At 41.1% G+C, this 17,034-nt stretch carries 22 protein-coding genes; 12 read left to right on the top strand and 10 right to left on the bottom strand.

Annotated elements, in window-relative coordinates:
• Positions 1–161 precede the first annotated feature (161 nt).
• A complete protein-coding gene (locus MPH60_RS23895; protein ID WP_241593546.1) occupies positions 162–1,253 on the top strand; it encodes an FUSC family protein in 1,092 nt (363 codons plus the stop codon).
• 57 nt (positions 1,254–1,310) lie between these two features.
• Here the strand turns inward: MPH60_RS23895 and MPH60_RS23900 are convergent, their stop codons facing one another.
• Positions 1,311–1,769 (bottom strand): MarR family winged helix-turn-helix transcriptional regulator, encoded by a 459-nt coding sequence (locus tag MPH60_RS23900; RefSeq protein WP_241593544.1) that lies wholly within the window; start codon positions 1,767–1,769, stop codon positions 1,311–1,313.
• A 322-nt stretch (positions 1,770–2,091) separates the two neighbouring features.
• Between MPH60_RS23900 and MPH60_RS23905 the strand changes: the two genes are divergently transcribed.
• The 5 genes from MPH60_RS23905 (at position 2,092) to MPH60_RS23925 (ending at position 6,514) form a co-directional block, all read left to right on the top strand.
• Positions 2,092–2,730, top strand: coding sequence for an HlyD family efflux transporter periplasmic adaptor subunit (locus MPH60_RS23905; RefSeq protein WP_241593542.1), 639 nt, complete (start codon positions 2,092–2,094; stop codon positions 2,728–2,730).
• 55 nt (positions 2,731–2,785) lie between these two features.
• Positions 2,786–4,390, top strand: coding sequence for a DHA2 family efflux MFS transporter permease subunit (locus tag MPH60_RS23910; protein WP_405390636.1), 1,605 nt, complete (start codon positions 2,786–2,788; stop codon positions 4,388–4,390).
• Positions 4,391–4,408: 18 nt separating this feature from the next.
• Positions 4,409–4,939 carry an NAD(P)H-dependent oxidoreductase gene (locus MPH60_RS23915; RefSeq protein WP_063234827.1) on the top strand — a complete coding sequence of 177 codons (531 nt, stop codon included), beginning with the start codon at positions 4,409–4,411 and terminating at the stop codon, positions 4,937–4,939.
• Between the two features lie 13 nt (positions 4,940–4,952).
• On the top strand, positions 4,953–5,300 hold the full coding sequence (locus MPH60_RS23920; protein ID WP_241593528.1) for a hypothetical protein: 348 nt from the start codon (positions 4,953–4,955) through the stop codon (positions 5,298–5,300).
• 293 nt (positions 5,301–5,593) lie between these two features.
• The gene (locus MPH60_RS23925; RefSeq protein ID WP_241593526.1) at positions 5,594–6,514 is read left to right on the top strand and encodes an EamA family transporter; all 921 of its coding nucleotides are present in this window, start codon (positions 5,594–5,596) and stop codon (positions 6,512–6,514) included.
• 78 nt (positions 6,515–6,592) lie between these two features.
• Here the strand turns inward: MPH60_RS23925 and MPH60_RS23930 are convergent, their stop codons facing one another.
• The 5 genes from MPH60_RS23930 to fabL all read right to left on the bottom strand — a co-directional run bounded on the left by MPH60_RS23930 (position 6,593) and on the right by fabL (position 10,868).
• A complete protein-coding gene (locus MPH60_RS23930; RefSeq protein ID WP_241615870.1) occupies positions 6,593–8,341 on the bottom strand; it encodes an ABC transporter ATP-binding protein in 1,749 nt (582 codons plus the stop codon).
• A gap of 241 nt (positions 8,342–8,582) precedes the next feature.
• Complete coding sequence (gene ntdP, locus MPH60_RS23935; protein ID WP_063234823.1) at positions 8,583–9,113, bottom strand: nucleoside tri-diphosphate phosphatase; 531 nt, start codon at positions 9,111–9,113, stop codon at positions 8,583–8,585.
• A 234-nt stretch (positions 9,114–9,347) separates the two neighbouring features.
• Positions 9,348–9,602 (bottom strand): YgaB family protein, encoded by a 255-nt coding sequence (locus MPH60_RS23940; protein ID WP_063577340.1) that lies wholly within the window; start codon positions 9,600–9,602, stop codon positions 9,348–9,350.
• Positions 9,603–9,763: 161 nt separating this feature from the next.
• Positions 9,764–10,036, bottom strand: a complete 273-nt coding sequence (locus tag MPH60_RS23945; RefSeq protein WP_241593523.1) for a gamma-type small acid-soluble spore protein — start codon at positions 10,034–10,036, stop codon at positions 9,764–9,766.
• Between the two features lie 82 nt (positions 10,037–10,118).
• Positions 10,119–10,868: an enoyl-[acyl-carrier-protein] reductase FabL gene (gene fabL, locus MPH60_RS23950; protein WP_241593517.1), complete on the bottom strand. Its 750-nt coding sequence runs from the start codon at positions 10,866–10,868 to the stop codon at positions 10,119–10,121.
• 68 nt (positions 10,869–10,936) lie between these two features.
• On the opposite strand from fabL, the gene MPH60_RS23955 reads away from it, so the two are divergent.
• Positions 10,937–11,161 (top strand): hypothetical protein, encoded by a 225-nt coding sequence (locus tag MPH60_RS23955; protein ID WP_192207875.1) that lies wholly within the window; start codon positions 10,937–10,939, stop codon positions 11,159–11,161.
• Between the two features lie 136 nt (positions 11,162–11,297).
• Here the strand turns inward: MPH60_RS23955 and mutY are convergent, their stop codons facing one another.
• The gene (mutY, locus tag MPH60_RS23960) at positions 11,298–12,404 is read right to left on the bottom strand and encodes an A/G-specific adenine glycosylase (protein WP_241593562.1); all 1,107 of its coding nucleotides are present in this window, start codon (positions 12,402–12,404) and stop codon (positions 11,298–11,300) included.
• A gap of 219 nt (positions 12,405–12,623) precedes the next feature.
• Here mutY and MPH60_RS23965 point away from each other — a divergent pair, with 219 nt between their 5' ends.
• A complete protein-coding gene (locus MPH60_RS23965) occupies positions 12,624–13,601 on the top strand; it encodes a metal-dependent hydrolase (protein ID WP_076371135.1) in 978 nt (325 codons plus the stop codon).
• 49 nt (positions 13,602–13,650) lie between these two features.
• Here the strand turns inward: MPH60_RS23965 and MPH60_RS23970 are convergent, their stop codons facing one another.
• Complete coding sequence (locus MPH60_RS23970) at positions 13,651–13,917, bottom strand: YfhJ family protein (RefSeq protein ID WP_101225953.1); 267 nt, start codon at positions 13,915–13,917, stop codon at positions 13,651–13,653.
• Between the two features lie 113 nt (positions 13,918–14,030).
• Between MPH60_RS23970 and MPH60_RS23975 the strand changes: the two genes are divergently transcribed.
• Positions 14,031–14,186 carry a small, acid-soluble spore protein K gene (locus MPH60_RS23975; RefSeq protein WP_034305387.1) on the top strand — a complete coding sequence of 52 codons (156 nt, stop codon included), beginning with the start codon at positions 14,031–14,033 and terminating at the stop codon, positions 14,184–14,186.
• 41 nt (positions 14,187–14,227) lie between these two features.
• On the opposite strand, the gene MPH60_RS23980 is transcribed toward MPH60_RS23975, so the two are convergent.
• On the bottom strand, positions 14,228–14,539 hold the full coding sequence (locus MPH60_RS23980; protein WP_125163529.1) for a YfhH family protein: 312 nt from the start codon (positions 14,537–14,539) through the stop codon (positions 14,228–14,230).
• A gap of 75 nt (positions 14,540–14,614) precedes the next feature.
• Positions 14,615–15,412 (bottom strand): recombination regulator RecX, encoded by a 798-nt coding sequence (recX, locus tag MPH60_RS23985; RefSeq protein ID WP_241593515.1) that lies wholly within the window; start codon positions 15,410–15,412, stop codon positions 14,615–14,617.
• A 125-nt stretch (positions 15,413–15,537) separates the two neighbouring features.
• On the opposite strand from recX, the gene MPH60_RS23990 reads away from it, so the two are divergent.
• The 3 genes from MPH60_RS23990 to MPH60_RS24000 all read left to right on the top strand — a co-directional run bounded on the left by MPH60_RS23990 (position 15,538) and on the right by MPH60_RS24000 (position 16,928).
• Positions 15,538–16,458 (top strand): TIGR01777 family oxidoreductase, encoded by a 921-nt coding sequence (locus MPH60_RS23990; protein WP_241593561.1) that lies wholly within the window; start codon positions 15,538–15,540, stop codon positions 16,456–16,458.
• Between the two features lie 53 nt (positions 16,459–16,511).
• Complete coding sequence (locus MPH60_RS23995; protein WP_081088510.1) at positions 16,512–16,634, top strand: YfhE family protein; 123 nt, start codon at positions 16,512–16,514, stop codon at positions 16,632–16,634.
• Positions 16,635–16,742: 108 nt separating this feature from the next.
• Positions 16,743–16,928, top strand: a complete 186-nt coding sequence (locus MPH60_RS24000) for a YfhD family protein (RefSeq protein WP_101225951.1) — start codon at positions 16,743–16,745, stop codon at positions 16,926–16,928.
• Positions 16,929–17,034: the final 106 nt, after the last annotated feature.

A 17,034-nucleotide genomic window follows, 5' to 3' on the forward strand; every position in this document is an offset into this window, starting at 1 on the left:
TATTGTAACTCTTAGGAAAATCCTGTATATTACTTTTTGTTTACATCTTCTTATTTTAGTGTAAAGTACTAACAAATAAGTTAGAATACAACTTTAAGCAAAAGCCTATATATAAATAGAGCCACGATCCATTACAATACAAAGAAAGGATTAACCCATATATGAAGTTTGGTGCCCGCATTCTCAAAACAGGAATAGCAATTGTTTTAGCGCTTTATCTATCGGAACTGCTTAACCTTCCTGCTCCTGTCCTTTCTGGGATTGCTGCAATTTTTGCAATACAGCCGACCATTTACCGTTCATATCAAACGGTGTTGGAGCAAATTCAAGGAAATATAATTGGCGCATTGGTTGCTGTCTCCTTCGTTTTGTTGTTCGGAAATGATATTTTTATTATCGGTCTTGCCGTAATGGTTGTCATAACCATCAATTTAAAACTGAAAATGGATAAAACGATTGTCCTTTCCATCGTGACGGTCATTGCCATCATGGAAAGCCAGGACGGGGAATTCCTGAATTTTGCCTTTATTCGTCTCTCATCCGTTTTGCTTGGAATCGTTTCTTCGTTTATCGTGAATCTGGTTTTCATTCCTCCAAAGTACGAATCAAAGCTTTATACACGCATTACAGATGTAACCGAAGACATCTTGAAATGGATCAGAATCAGCACAAGACATGCTACAGAACACACTTTATTGAAAAAAGACATCAGCCGATTGAAGGCGGAGTTACTCGATTTGGAACATATCTATTCCATGTACAAAGAGGAACGGGAATATTTCAAGAAGAACAGTGTAGCTAAAGCAAGAAAGCTTGTCGTTTATCGGCAAATGATCATAACGACAAAAAAGGCGTTTGAAACCTTGAAGAGAGTCCATAAATTCGAGAATGAAGTATATCAAATGCCTGAGGATTTCCAACGGAGCATCTTACAGCAGCTTGATTCCTTGATCCGCAAGCATGAACAGTTGATATTACTGCATATCGAAAAAATCAAGTCCATCGAGGAGATTGAAGATTGGGACCAGGATTGTTTAAGTCGCAAAGAGCTGCTTGCCCACTTTTTCGAACAGCAAAATCAAGTGGACGAAATGCATGATAATCTGGGCCATCTCTCTGCCCGCCTTGTTCCATTGATTTCTGCAGTCATAGAATATGACGAACAATTGGAACATCTTGAAAAGCTGATCGTGAGCTTCCAGTCCTTCCATAAGGAAGATAACGAAATATCTGTCCAGTATGAAGAAGATTAAAAAAGACGGTTCCCGGGAACCGTCTTTTTCGTCTCTATTTAGAGCATGCCCTCTTCTTCAATCATCCAAAAGGTTCTTATCTGCCGCTTTTTCGATCGTATCCAATTTTTTCAAAAGATCCTGCAGCTCTTCTTCCGAGAATGAATTGAAGTTCTTACCCATCAATTGGTTATGTTCCGCAAGGACTCTCCCCAAAATCGCTTCCCCTGCCTCTTTCAATTCAAGGTTGATGACCCTGCGATCCTTTTCAGAGGGCTGCCTTTTTACATAATCCATTTCGACCAACTTATCTACAAATACGGTAATCGCACTTGGCTTAACGGTTAAGAAGTCAGCCAGCTTGGTCGATTTGATCGACCCCTCTTTTTTCAATATCAATAATATGAAAAATTGAGGCGACGTCAATCCATAAGGCTGAAGATTTTTTGCTACGATGGCCCTAAGCTTCTTCCTAATCCGAAAAATCTGCATTTCTATACTATTAGTTACTTCCCATTTAAAATCCAGCCTTCTCACTCCTTATATAGGACAATCCTACCTCTTAAATTTAATTAAATGGCATTCCAATGTCAACTTTACTTTCCAAATATCCTTAAAACTAAAAAAAATTCAAATTTTTACCATTTCACTGTATTTATTTCCCACTATTTTTCCGAATAAATTACATGACAAAAAATAATTAAACTGGTAAACTCTTTACTTAATAATATTAATACTTATAAAAGTTAATATTTATTTAAATTAACAAATAAACATTAGAATAGGAGGCGTTGTCATCACTACCTAACGAACAGTATCGAAAAAAATACATCATCAATATTTTTTGGAGGCGAAACAAGTGAATAGAGGACGTTTAGTTTTAATCAATGTCATTGGTTTGGTTATTATCATAGCGGTATTGGCCGGTGGGGCTTATTACTATTATGAAAGCACGAATTTCATTAAAACGGATGAAGCGAAAGTGTCGGGAGAGCTATATACCATCGTTGCCCCCGCTGCCGGTAAACTAGCAGATTGGGACTTGCATGAAGGAGACAATGTAAGTAAGGATGCCAATGTTGCCAATGTTGCCACTTTAGACGGAAAAGAAGCGGTAAAAACCGCAGCACAAGGTACTATCGTTAAAACACAAGTGCATGATGAGCAGCTTGTTCAAGCGGGTCAAACGCTGGCTCAGACCATTAATATGGATGATCTGTCCATAACGGCTAATATCGAAGAAAATAAATTAAAGGATATCGAAAAAGGTGACAGCGTCGATATTATCATCGATGGAGATCCCGATACGGTCTTCGAAGGTACATTGGAACAGATCGGTTATGCTACAACGTCTGTCTTTTCAGTGATGGGCAATCAAAACAGCAGCGGAAACTATACGAAAGTCACCCAAAAAGTACCAGTTAAAATTTCCATCAAAGCACCATCCGATAAAGTTCTGCCTGGAATGAACGCAGAAGTGAAAATTTCAACTAAATAAACCGGCTACACAGTTATACAGAAAGGAGGCTTTTCTTTAAATGGCTTCTCAAACCATCACAGTAAATGAAAACAAGGGAATGAAGCAATTTGCCCCCATGTTAATTATCTTAATGCTAGGTTTGTTCATGGTCATTTTGAATCAAACCCTGCTTAGTGTCGCCATGCCCAGGATGATGGCAGAATTCAATGTAGCTGCGACTACGATTCAATGGTTATCAACTGGATTCATGCTCGTGAATGGAGCTTTGATCCCACTGTCCGCTTTTTTAATAGAACGGTTTGGCACGCGCATTTTATTCCTTGCTGCCATGTTTTTATTCACCGTCGGGACATTGATCTGCGGCATCGCACCAAATTTCCCCGTCATCCTTACAGGCCGGCTGATTCAAGCGGCTGGCGGCGGGATCCTGCAGCCATTGGTCATGACGATCATTCTTTTCATCTTCCCTCCGGAAATGCGCGGGAAAGGAATGGGAATCTTTGGACTTGCCATTATGTTTGCCCCTGCAATCGGCCCGACTTTGTCTGGTTGGGTCATTCAGGAATATAGCTGGCGGGTCATGTTCTACGCAATGGTGCCATTAGGCATGATAGTCATGACACTCGCCTTTTTAAGTATGCGTAATGTAGCAGAACCAAAGAAAATCAAATTGGATTTATTGGGTGCGTCTCTATCCTTGCTAGGTGTTGCATCCTTACTATACGGTGTCAGTGAAGCTGGTTCCAAAGGCTGGACGGATCCTATCGTTCTGGGAACGATCATCATTGGGCTGATCCTTTTGACGCTTTTTGTGGTTCAACAGCTAAAATCGGATACACCTATGCTCGACTTCCGTGTATTTAAGTATGACATGTTCGTATTATCGAATATCATTTCCGCCATCGTCACAGTGGCCATGTTTACCGGGATATTCTTATTGCCTATATATTTACAGACTTTAAGAGGCTTCACACCAGTTCAATCCGGACTGTTGATGCTACCCGGAGCCCTTGTGATGATGGTGATGTCACCCATTTCAGGAGCATTATTTGACAAAATCGGACCTCGTCCATTAGCACTGATTGGTTTAGCGATCACTGCCGTCACAACCTTCGAATTCGCTAAATTGACTACGGAAACAACCTATTCGACTTTGGTCATCATCTATGCCATCCGCGCACTTGGAATGTCTTTACTGATGATGCCGATCATGACGGCTGGGATGAATCAGCTACCCAAGCATTTGAATACACATGGTACGGCAATGAGCAATACGCTGAAACAAGTGACCGGAGCCATTGGTACGAGCTTCGTGACGACCATTTATACAACCCGTGCTTCTTTCCATGGAACTGCTTTAGGAACGGAAATGAGTACGAGTGATCCCGGTTTTGTCCAGAATTTCCAAACTATCGTTCAATCCATCATGACTTCGATGAATCAAACTAGTGAACAGGCACAGGAAACTGCCATGTCGCTGATTTCTTCTCAAATCCAGGGTCAGGCAAATGTGATGGGAATCAATGATGCATTCTTTTGGGCAACAGGCTTCGCAATTGCCGGCATCGTTCTCTCACTATTTTTGCGCGACGTTCGGAAGGATAAAGCAATGAAACAAGTTAAACAAGAACCTTTGGATGTACCATTGCTTCCTTCGCCAGTAAAAAAATCGGTTTAATGAAATGGGGGAATAAAAATGAAGATCTATGTTGTTTACGACAGTGAAGGCAACCATACGAAAGCACTTGCCGAATCAATAGCTCAAGGGGCCGCTGCGGTCCCTGGCGCTGAGGTTCTCATAGACCATGTGAACGAGGCGGATGTTTATAAGCTCCAGGAAATGGATGCCATCATTTGGGGCTGTCCCGGTCATTTCGGCACCATCAGTTCGAGTTTGAAAACGTGGATTGATAAACTTGGGTATCTATGGGCGGAAGGTGCGCTGATCAATAAAGTGGGTGCTGTGTTCTGTACGACGGCCACCGTACATGGCGGACTCGAGGCTACCATGCTGAACTTAATCACCCCTATGCTTCATCAAGGCATGATCATTGTCGGCTTGCCCGGCACTGTCCCGGAAAACGCCTTATATGGTTCCTACTATGGAGTAGGAATAAGCTGTCCGCCCGGTGTGGATGACAACATCACCAAAAATGACTTGCAGCTTGGAGAAGCATTAGGAAAACGGGTTGCCCATGTCACCCGTTCATTCATAAACGAGCTCTAGGAGGCTTGATTCAATGGGCATAATTCTAATTATCATCGTTGCCATATTAGCGGTCACGGGCTTGATCACATACAATATCAAAGCCTTATCGCCTGAAGGCAAGCCGCCGGGTGACGAGGAAGAGAACTCGTTGGAAGAGTACACTTACCCTTCGGCTGATGATTCCATTACCGAAATCATCTCCCCAACGGACAATGATGAATTGAAAATGAAAGATCAGGATTACCGTTTGGCACTTTCCAAACTTCACAATCAAAAGCCAAATGATGAGCCAACTGCAGAAAAAAAGCCTAATCTTCGAAAAATGAAAGACGAGGAATACCGTGGTACATTGAAAGACTTACGGCATAAAGGCGATTGAAGCACGTCACCCCATTCGGCATATTCGCCTTTTTGGGGGTTTTCAATTACTTTGGATGAAAGGAATATCCCCTGCCTCTCCCAAGCCTTTAGCTTAAAGGTCGACCTGCAGGCTTAACTTATTTTTCTGGTTGACAAATATTCACAAAGACTTTAAGCTAAGGTAATGCAACACAAACATTTTTTTAAACTCAACTTTTGTTGAGAGACGGAATTTTAAAAGGATTTCCTTTTTTCGTTCGTCACTTGCCTTTTTGGCAGGTGGCGATTTTTATTTTTACAGGGGTGAAAAACATGCAACTTTTGAAGTATTCCATAATGGTCTTAATCGGTTCGATCTCATATGGCACATTATCCACCATGATGAAATTTGGATTCATGGATGGCCATTCATCCGGAGAACTGGTCGGCAGTCAATACCTCGTCGGTTGGCTGATTGTCTCCGTGTTATTTCTTTTTTCGTTTAAATATAAAGTTTCATGGAAGAGTGCCGGATTACTTTTAATCACGGGCATGATGTCCACTTTCGTCGGAAAGGCATATGCCGTTTCCGTATCCGAGCTTCCCGCTTCAATTGCCGTTGTCTTTTTATTTCAATTTACCTGGATAGGCGTCCTCATTGAAAGTTTCATAAATAAAAGACGCCCGGATAAAAATAAACTCATTGCCATTTTCGTTCTCTTCATCGGAACATTATTGGCAGGCGCTATTTTTGGTCAGCCTCTATCCGGTCTAAGCCTAAAAGGCGTATTGTTCGGACTATTGTCTGCATTGCTTTTTGCGCTGTATATGTACTGCAACTCTCAATTCGCTGTTGGGGAATCTTCCATGAAACGGCTGTTTTTCATTGCAACGGGTGGTATGCTGACTGCTGTATTCACGACTAACCCCGTCACACTTGTGACGAATCTTGTCCAAACGAACCTATGGTACTACGGTCTGCTGCTCGGCACATTGGGTGTTTTAGTTCCTTTCTTTTTCTTTGCTGTCAGTTTGCCGAAAGTGGGGGTCGGGCTTGGAACGATTCTTTGTGCTGCGGAACTGCCTTCAGCGATGGTCGTTTCCGTCATCTTCTTGCATGAACAGGTTACGTCACTGCAATGGTTCGGAATGTGCTTGATCATCGTAGGCATCGCCTTGCCTGAGGGAATAAAGCATCTGCCGCATTTCCTTCCTGACAGAAAAAAAACGCTGCATGAAAAAAGGATTTCATAACTTGCATGCTTGCACAAGAAAGACCATTCCGGTTAAGCGGAATGGTCTTCTTTTGTATATTGTTTTTTCCTATTCTTCTTAAGAATCCAATTGTTGTACTTGAAATAGGTTGTAGTAATGCCCTTGCTTTTTCATAAGTTCTTCGTGTGTTCCCATTTCCGTAATTTCTCCATTATCGATATGAACGATCCGATCGGCATGGGTGATGGTTGATAACCGATGGGCCACGATGATGGTGGTCCGGTCTTTCGCTAAAATATCCAGCGCCTCCTGGATATAGTGTTCACTTTCCAAATCCAATGCGGATGTGGCTTCATCGAGTACAAGGATTGGCGGGTTTTTCAAAAATACCCTCGCAATGGCCACCCGTTGCTTTTGGCCTCCGGATAATTTAACTCCCCGCTCCCCGACTTTCGTTTCATATCCTTCTTTCAGACCCATGATGAAGTCATGGGCATTCGCCGCCTTTGCCGCTTCAAATACTTCTTCATCACTTGCATCAGGTCGTCCCATAAGGATGTTGGCCTTAACCGATTCACTAAATAAGATATTATCCTGTAGAACCATTCCTATTTTATCTCTTAGGCTGCGGACTTGATACTTACGGATATCCGTCCCATCCAATAATACCCTTCCCTCCGTCACATCATAGAAACGGGAAATCAAACTGACGATCGAGGATTTCCCGCCGCCGCTCATCCCGACAAGTGCAATGGTATCCCCTGGTTTGACATCCAAGTTTATATGTTTCAAAACGGGTGGCTCTTTCTCGTCATAAGCAAACGATACATCCTGAAAGGTTATTCGGCCTTCCACATGCTTCAGCTCTTTCGCCCCTGGTTCGTCATCGATATCATACTTCTCATCCACAAACTCAAAAACCCTGTCCATGGAAGCCAATGTCTGGGTCATTGTCGTCGAAGAGTTAACTAAACGTCTGAGGGGATTATAAAGCCGGTCAATGAAACCGACGAAGGCAACCATGGTACCCAGTGATAATTGTTCATGAATGACCTGATAACCGGCAAATCCGATCACGAGCAGGGGGGCAATATCCGTGATCGTATTTACGACAGCAAATGACTTGGCATTCCAGCTCGTATGCTTTAGGGCCTTATCAAGGAAATTCTTGTTCTGCTTCGCAAACAATTCCTGTTCCCTGTCTTCTATCGCAAAGCTTTTGATGACTGACATCCCTGAAACCCGTTCATGAAGGTGACTCTGTACATCAGCTAACGCTTGGGACCGAATCCTTGTATAGGTTCTTAGCTTGCCAAAGAAATGCTTAATCGAAAATGCATAAAATGGAAGCATGATGATCGATACAACGGTTAACTTCACGTCCATCGTAAACATGATGACTATCACTATGATGATCGTTGCGATATCGAGCCAAAGGTTCATCAAACCCGTGATGACAAAGTTCTTCGTTTGTTCTACATCCGTGATCATCCTTGAAATGACCTCGCCCACCCTTGTATTGGAATAATATTTGAAACTCAGTTTCTGTATATGAGTAAATAAATCATTACGAATATCATATAAGATTTTCGTTCCGGTCCATTGTGCAAAATATTGTCTGTAATACTCAATCGGCGGTCTAACTGCAACGAAAATGAAAATCATGATGGCCATTGCCCATAGAAGGCGTTCGGACTTCACGGCTTTGGACAGGTCACCATTTCCGATGATGTCATCCACTATATACTTACTGAGCAATGGAAGCAAAAGCGGAATCGCGAATTTTAGCAATCCAATCAGTACCGTCCCGATTATCTGCCATTTATATGGTTTAACGAATTGCAAATATCTTTTAATGCTCCCCACGGAATACCTCCTTTTCTGAATCATTAAATCCAAATGAAAAAAAAGTCCATACCAGCCAATTTGGAATCTTATATGCACTTGTCCAATTATATTTTCCTTTTCGATGATTAAGTATCAAAAGGATTTCATTCACTAACTTTCAAACACATTTTATGGATCCTGCATCTTGATAGATTGAATCAGTTGTTTAGATATGTTACACAATGAAAAAGCCTGCCAATTAAGCAGCAGGCCTTTTCTATCATCGATAGGTTAAAAAGCGTTCATACCAACTATCAATAAACTCTGCGGAGAATGGTCCTTTTCGCTGGCGTATCATATAAATCAAATAGTCTACGTTCTGTTTCAATATTGAATCGATGGCATCCGGGTAATTCATTTCTTTCCGATGCCTTTCATATTCATCCTCATCCAGCAAATTAAACGTCATATCTGGGAATACTTTAATGTCCAGGTCATAGTCAATGTATTTCAATGCTCCCGATTCGTATGTGAACGGCGAACTGATATTGCAATAATAATAAACCCCGTCCTCTCTCAACATACCAATAACATTAAACCAATACTTTGAATGAAAATAGCAAATCGCCGGCTCTCTCGTAATCCAGGTCCTTCCATCTGATTCCGTTACCATAGTACGGTCATTCGCTGCTATTACCAGATTTTGGGTCCCTTTTAAAACGGTCGTCTCTTCCCAGATACGATGGATATGTCCATTATGTTTATAGCTATGGATTTGGATTTTTCCTCCTTCGGCAGGAACAATCCCCATTTATCTCTCCCTACTTTCTATAGACACCCTGACAGCGTACTGTGCCCTATTCCGTTTGCAGTTGTTGTGTGTATTTAAAAATATATACTTTTTTCCATTTACCCTATATTCCTATATTATAGCGATTTATTCATAAATTTAAAACAAAAGTGGCTAATCTCCCAGTGAAAATGTGTAAATAAGTCGAAAAAGTCTGACCATCCACCCATTTTAACTAAGAAATTAGCCGGTTATTCATCGTATGGCAGCCTGTCCTTGCTGAAAATAACGGATGACTTCTTCCGTTTGCTTCTCGAACATATCATGGATACTTTTCAATTCCTGCTTTTTGAGTTGAATCTCTTCCTGAATGGTGACTGCTTCACTCTCCTCTTCCAGGGCAAGGAGTTGCTTCTCTATATCTTGGCATCTTTCGATTTCGGATTGTAAAAGTAAAAGCTTATCCATCGTTTTCAACTGGTTGTTTATAAGCCGGTTAAATTCCTCCATGAATGCACCTTCCTAATCTGTATTTTTCCTATTAGTATGTATATTCTATTTTTATCCGTTTTTTCCTTTGACATAATATGTAAACACATCGAAACATTTGTCGAATCCAATGAAAGGCAAAAAAAAGCACCCTTCAAAAGAAGGGTGCTTTTCTTCGGCAATTAGCCTTGGCTTTTATTGCTTTGAGATTTTTGGTTTTGTTGTTTCACTTCTTGAACGTTAGTTTCAGAAGCAAACTCTGTACCGAATTGGCCTTGTGCTTGACCTTGACCTTTTTTTTGCTGAGATTGCGCGTTTTGTTGTCTCACTTCTTGAACGTTGGTTTCAGAAGCAAATTCTGTACCGAATTGGCCTTGACCTTGTTGAGATTGCGCGTTTTGTTGTCTCACTTGTTGAACATTAGTACCTGCTTGTGATTTATTGTTTTTAGCCATTGATATCACCTCCACAAATAATAAGATAACCATTATCCAGGAGTGTTATCCAACTAAAAACATTTAAAATTTTCCAGTTACATTAAACAAGCAATGAGATGCCGCCATCGACTATTACGGTTTGTCCACGAATCATACTGGCTCCATCGGAAATTAAAAACAGGATGGTATTCACCATATCTTCCACCTCGACCATCCTTCCAGCCGGAGTCTGTTCTGCCGCCTCGGCAAGCATTTCATCCCGATTCGGGAAAGACTTCAGGGCATCTGTATCGATTACACCGCCTGAAACGGCATTTACACAAATATTTTTCGCAGCCAATTCGACCGCTAAATATCTTGTCAGGGCTTCAAGCGCAGCCTTGGAAACTCCAACAGCTGTATAATTTTTCAAATAGCGAATCGATCCTAGTGAACTGATGCTGACGATTTTCCCCCCGCCGTTCCTCTCCATTAATTTCGCCGCTTCCTGTGCGCAGAAAAGGAGGGCTTTTGTATTGATGTCCATGGTCCAGTTCCAATGGGATTCCTCCAGCTCCATCAATGGACGCTGCACCCCAGAGGCCGCATTATTAATGAAAATGTCCAAACGTCCATAATAAGCATCGATTTCCTCGAACATGCTTTTCACTTTCGCAACGTCACCGACATTTGCCTTAACTACAAGGGCTTTCCGCCCCAATGCTTCAATTTCGGCTGCCACTTCTAATGCTTTCGACTTGCTCCGGGCATAATTAATAACGAGGTCGTAACCTTCCTCTGCAAGCCTTATTGCCGTGCTTTTGCCTAAACCTTTACTGCTACCTGTAACGAGTGCCACTTTTTGTTCCATTCGTTTATTCATCCTTTCTGAGTAAACACCGAGTAATAAAAATCATTTTTTTAAGGAGTGTTACTGTTATGTATGTTGGACGTGATATGACAGAGTTGTCGATGATGAAAAAATCGGATTGGGAAAATAGTGAACTTGCCTATTTTCATCACTCCCTTCAACAAATGGTACCTTATTTAAACCAAGAAGGACAGAGTATCCATAGCGAAATCATCAAAGAAATTGAAAATAGAGGCGGACTTAATAGGCAAGAAGCAGATTATACTCATGGTACGAAAACCATTTACGATTGATTTTATACGGATATGGCTTAGTAAATCAACAAAAGGAAGAGGATATCTGAACGGATATCCTCTTTTTAGCATAAATCCCTGTTCCCACATATTTACAAATCGAATCCAAAATATAAAGAATGTATTGACTATAATTTTATTCAATACACTCTTTTTCTTTATACGCTCTCATCATTTTTTGGTGGGAAACCGGAAATGCTAACTCAGCCATTTCTGCTTCACTCACCCACTTAAGTTGCTGTTGTATTAATGTCTCTTCACTGATGGCTTCTTTGACCATTCCGATATACGTGTCCACTTTCCAAACGAGGTGTGAGAAAACATGTTCAATTCTCACAAGTGATTCAGTGATTTCCGGTTTGACGCCATACATTTCCTGAAACCGGCTCTCGAAGAATTCCCTCTTATGCAAAAGGGATGAATGGTTTTCGAAATTCGGATATTCCCAAAGATTTGCAAGCAATCCTTCTGATGCTCGCTTGTGAATTAAAAATTCACCTTTTTCATTTGTTAAAACGGCGGCTACAATTGGTACATCCCGCGTTTTTTTCTTTTGGATTTTTACCGGCAATTCCGACTGAACCCCAGCTTCAAATGCTAGACAATGACTTTGAACGGGACATAATAGGCAGGCAGGCTTACCTGGTGTACAAATCAATGCTCCAAGTTCCATCAACGCTTGATTGAAGGCAGAGGTATGTTCATGATCGATCAGCTTTCTGACGGCCGCTTCGAAAGTTTTTCTTGTCTTTGGCTTTGCTATGTCTTCATATATCATCAATATCCTTGATAAAACACGCATGACGTTTCCATCAACGGCTGGCTCCGGCTTACCGTATGCGATACTAAGAATCGCACCAGCTGTATAAGGGCCGACACCTTTTAATTTGGATATTTCCTCTGGATCATCCGGTACAATCCCATTATAGGTAGCCTTCACTTCCTGAACGGCACTATGCAGATTCCTTACACGTGAATAATATCCAAGCCCTTCCCATGCTTTTAGGATTTTCTCTTCATCGGCATTGGCAAAATCCTCGAGTGTAGGGAACCAGTCCATAAACCGGTTGAAATAAGGAATCACCGTGTCCACTCTCGTTTGCTGCAGCATTATTTCAGAAACCCAAACACGGTACGGGTCCTTATTTTCCCTCCATGGCAATTCTCTTTGTTCTTCGAGAAACCAGGAAACCAAATCTTTTTGAAATTCATCGATTTTTATTTTTTCTATTGTCGGGATCATAATTTCTTTCACATCAGTTCCTCCAAAGATGTTACACTCTTATCAAAATTGGGAATACCTATAGTAGGCCATTCTTTTTTTAATATCATGTTCATATTCATTTATTTGTAAAGGCTCACGGAAATAAATCAAAATTATATTCATTTGATGGTTAATATATAAATACGGTATGATGAAAGAAGACCATTTTTTTCAAATTGTGGCAAGGAGGTTAGTTTTTTGGATACAGGTACTCACTTTGTCATGGGAATTGCTCTTGGAGGTCTTGCCACATTGGATCCTGTTATAGCGCAAAGCCCAGTCACTGCAAGTGCAGTCATAGCAGGTACGATATTGGGATCACAAGCTCCGGACATTGACACTGTTTTAAAATTAAGGAATAACGCTGTATATATACGAAACCACCGTGGAATCACGCATTCCATTCCCGCTGTTTTACTCTGGCCCTTGATTATCAGCGGAGCACTTTTCGCCATCATACCTGAAGCAAATTACCTACATCTTTGGCTCTGGACCTTTTTAGCCGTTTTCCTTCACGTATTCGTGGATATATTCAATGCTTATGGGACCCAGGCTCTTAGGCCGATTTCGTCAAAATGGGTAGCTTTGGGGGTCATCAATACATTTGACCCGTTCATTTTTGGAATACATGTTGCCGGCCTGATATTATGGGGCTTTGGATTTCCTCCAGGCTATTTATTTCTTTCCATTTACGGAATACTCGTCATTTATTATATTTCCAGGTTCAGGGAACAAGCTTTTATAAAAAAAGTGGTCAAAAGGCAAATTCCTGGAGCAAGGAAAATTCTATTATCACCGACCATGCGTTTTCATCGCTGGAAAATTGCAGTGATTACCGAAAAGAATTATTATGTGGCACGGGCCGATAATGGATATGTGACGATTCTGGATACGTTCGATCGAGTGCCATTGCCTGAAAGTGAAATTCTCGAAGCCGCCAAGAAGGATATCAACTTGGCAGCCTTTCTGTCCTTTTCGCCGGTTTACCGCTTTGAAATCGAACAGATAAAAGAATATTATGAAGTCCGTTTTATCGATTTAAGATACCGCAGCAATGGATATTACCCGTTTGTGGCAGTGGTCCATTTAGACAGCGAATTGAATATCTTGAATTCTTATACCGGCTGGATCTTTAGCGAAGCGAAGCTGCAGAAGAAATTGAATATTATTTTGTAGTATATTGAAAAAGAGCTGATTCCAGGGAACCCCTCTGGAATCAGCTTTTTTAATGCACTCGATTCTGCTGATTTAATAACTGTTGATATTTAGGGTTTTTTGCAATGAATTCGTGGAATTGCTCTCCGTAGTTATCAATCCAGGTCCTTACAACGCGCGATGTCATTTCTTCTCCGGCATATTCATGCCCGGCCTTTGCATAGGTCGCCTCGAAATCTTCCCATAATAATTCCACCCAAGTCAGAGCTTGCTCATACGTGATGTGTTCATTTTTCTCAAGCAGTATCTTGGTTAATCTTTCATGGTAATCATTCATTAGAACCACCTCATTGCCAATATTTTTACAGAATGAACTATACTGTTCCATACCCATACTAGTGGTAAGCGGAAACGCTTCTGTCTTTAATCTGATGCTTGGAGGAGAAAAATTTGCGAAATAAACAAAAAGGATTCCCCAACCAAAACAATAATAAATTCCAAGGCGAGCCTCGTGCCAAAGCAAGATATGCTTCAAAGCGTGCAGATGGCAGTATAAATACACACCCTCAAGAAAGAATGAAAGCATCAAACGAGCGATCGAATTAAAAGATGCACCAGAAGGAATCGGGTACTTTCCCGGTTCCTTTTTATTTTAACATTGAAATCGGCAGTGCTTCTTCCTTACCGCTTCCACCTAAGCGGTATCCCCAGGCGAATACGCCATTCATATAATCAATTTTGAAATAGACACCGGGATCTCCCTCAATTTGATATATTTCACCTTTTTTGAAATCATCCGGATTTAACAAATAGGCCTTGGCCATCGTCACTTTTCGTTCCAATACTGAAAATTCATTAACCATTCCCAATTGCTCTGCTTTTCTCGCTTTTTCAGTCAACGCTGCAATTTCCTGCTGTAGTTCATAGGCGGACAACTTGCTGTATCTTACGTCGCTCATATATATGACTCCTTAAATGAAATATTAATTTACCTCTATATTAAACAAAATTTTGTGATTTGGCTATCGATGCACTTAATCCCCATCTGTATTGGAAAGATAACGCTCAATCAATTCTATTGGAAAACCTTTTCGGTATAATGCCTGCTTCATTTTTTGTTCATATTCGAAGCCTTCATGGTTTTTATATCGACGTTGCATTTTTTCGGCATGGTGGCAAAGAGAATCCCATTGTTCATCTTCATCCTTTTCAACCGTCACATCTTCAAGTGCTACATGGATGACATCTCTAGGGAAGCCTTTCCGTAACAAGGTTTGTTCAACCTTCAGCCTTAAAGCTCGTTCGGAAATGTTTTTTTCCTTTTTGACCGCTTTTCCAGCAAGTTTGCTTGCATGTTCAATCTGAATATCATAGGGGTATTCCTTCAATGCCTCGACAACCAACTTTTCTTGCACCCCTTTTTCCTTAAGCTCGAGCTTAAGGGTAGTTGGCCCTTTATTGCCTCCATTCACATGGGTCCGAACGTAAGCCTTGGCAAATTCAAGGTCGTCTAAATAATTAAAGCTGTATAGTTTATGTATCGCTTCCTTAATGATCGGCTCTTCCGTTTCCTTCTTTTTTAAATAAAGGCGAATTTCCGATTCCGAGCGCATCCGGTATGATAAATAATTAAGTGCATCGGTAAATGCTTTTTGGATTTCATCATGGAATTGTATTTCAGCCAAAAGCAGGTCATCAAGTTCCATACCCTTTTTCAAATGAAATTTCAATAGCACTTCTTCGTCTACACTAAAAGCATATTTTTCGTCAACGAAAATGTTATAACGATCTTTACGCTTCTTTTGGGTTGTTATTTTTGTTATGTTTGGCATAAATCCACCCCCACACCTACTTTACCCCTTTACGTTTTCCATTTCTATATATAGCATGTCTAAAAATGAAAAAAGAACATGGGCATGTTAAAGTGAAGGAAAGAAAGGGAAAGGAAGTGGTTTTCATGAAAATAGCCATTGCTGGTGGAAGCGGTTTTGTCGGCACAGCCCTTATTGATGAATTATCAAAAGAAAATCATGATATATATATTTTGACCCGTCACCCCGAAAAATTTAATAAACAGACTAACTTGACATATATCGGCTGGTTAACCAAGGACGCAAAGCCGGAACAGCACTTGGCGGGGCTCGATGTTTTCATTAACCTTGCTGGTGAATCTTTAAACAGCGGTCGTTGGACACCTGAACGAAAACGCCGGATTGTCGAAAGCAGGGTCGAAGCTTCCAAAGAAATGAACCGGATCATTTCCATACTGCCCGATAATGTGTCCGTCATCATTAATGCAAGTGCAATCGGATATTATGGTATCTCGGACGATGAAACCTTTACCGAAACCTCTGAATCCATTGGTGATGATTTCTTGGCCCGTACTGTTCAATTATGGGAAAAGGAAGCGGCTAAATCACGCTCTTACAGTAAAAGGTTGATCCTGACAAGATTCGGGGTGATTCTTGGAGAAAAAGACGGTGCACTGCCAATGATGGTCCTCCCCTATAAACTATTCGGCGGAGGGAAGATGGGCAAAGGGAGTCAGTGGCTTTCCTGGATTCATATCCATGACGCGGTCCGTGCAATCATCTTTTGCATGAACGATGCACGGATAGAAGGTCCAGTTAATTTTACGGCCCCGAATCCCGTTCAAATGGATACATTCGGGAAAACGATAGGAGCTGTCCTGCACCGGCCCCATTGGTTACCCGTACCTCCCTTCTTCCTCAAGAAACTGCTTGGAGAAATGAGCATACTTGTACTTGAAGGGCAAAATGTCCTTCCCACTAAACTTAAAGAGGAAGGATTCACCTTCTCCTTTCCAACCCTTAAAGAAGCTTTACAAAATATCTTAAAAGAAGATTCTCACGTATGAAAGGGTCATTTTAGGAAAAAATAGGGATATTAAGTGGAATGGAGATGATCTAATTGCTCAAAAAACACGATAAAGAAAAAAGTAACTTAACTAGTACACAAGCGATTCTTTATGCTCGCGAATTTAAAAAAGCAGATCGAGCTGGTGGATATACCGAAAAGAAATCCCGTCGTTAAGTTTGGAGTTTTTTCCCGTACATTTTGAACAGCCACTCAACACAAAATAAGCTGGAGATGATTAATGAATTCATCTCCAGCTTATTTTCTACTCTAGGGGGCGCTAACATGGGACGCAATAACATACACCATAATCGAGATAAGAACAAACAGAAACTTCCTCAGGTTCCTAAAAACCTGAAAAGTGACGGACTTGACGTTGAATATTCTTCCGAGCTTGCTGACCAGGAAGACATCGAGGCACAAGCCCGGGCAAATGCGGCTGACCGCCGTGCTCATAATCGCCGCTTATAAGCAGGAGAAACCGATAAAGGGGCTGTCAATTAGCCCCTTAGGTTTTTTTATTTACATAGCTTATCCACAGCCCTGTGTATATTGTGGATATATTCTGAAAATACTG

Source organism: Peribacillus sp. Aquil_B1 (assembly GCF_022603275.1).
In the GTDB taxonomy this organism is placed as follows: Bacteria; Bacillota; Bacilli; order Bacillales; family DSM-1321; genus Peribacillus.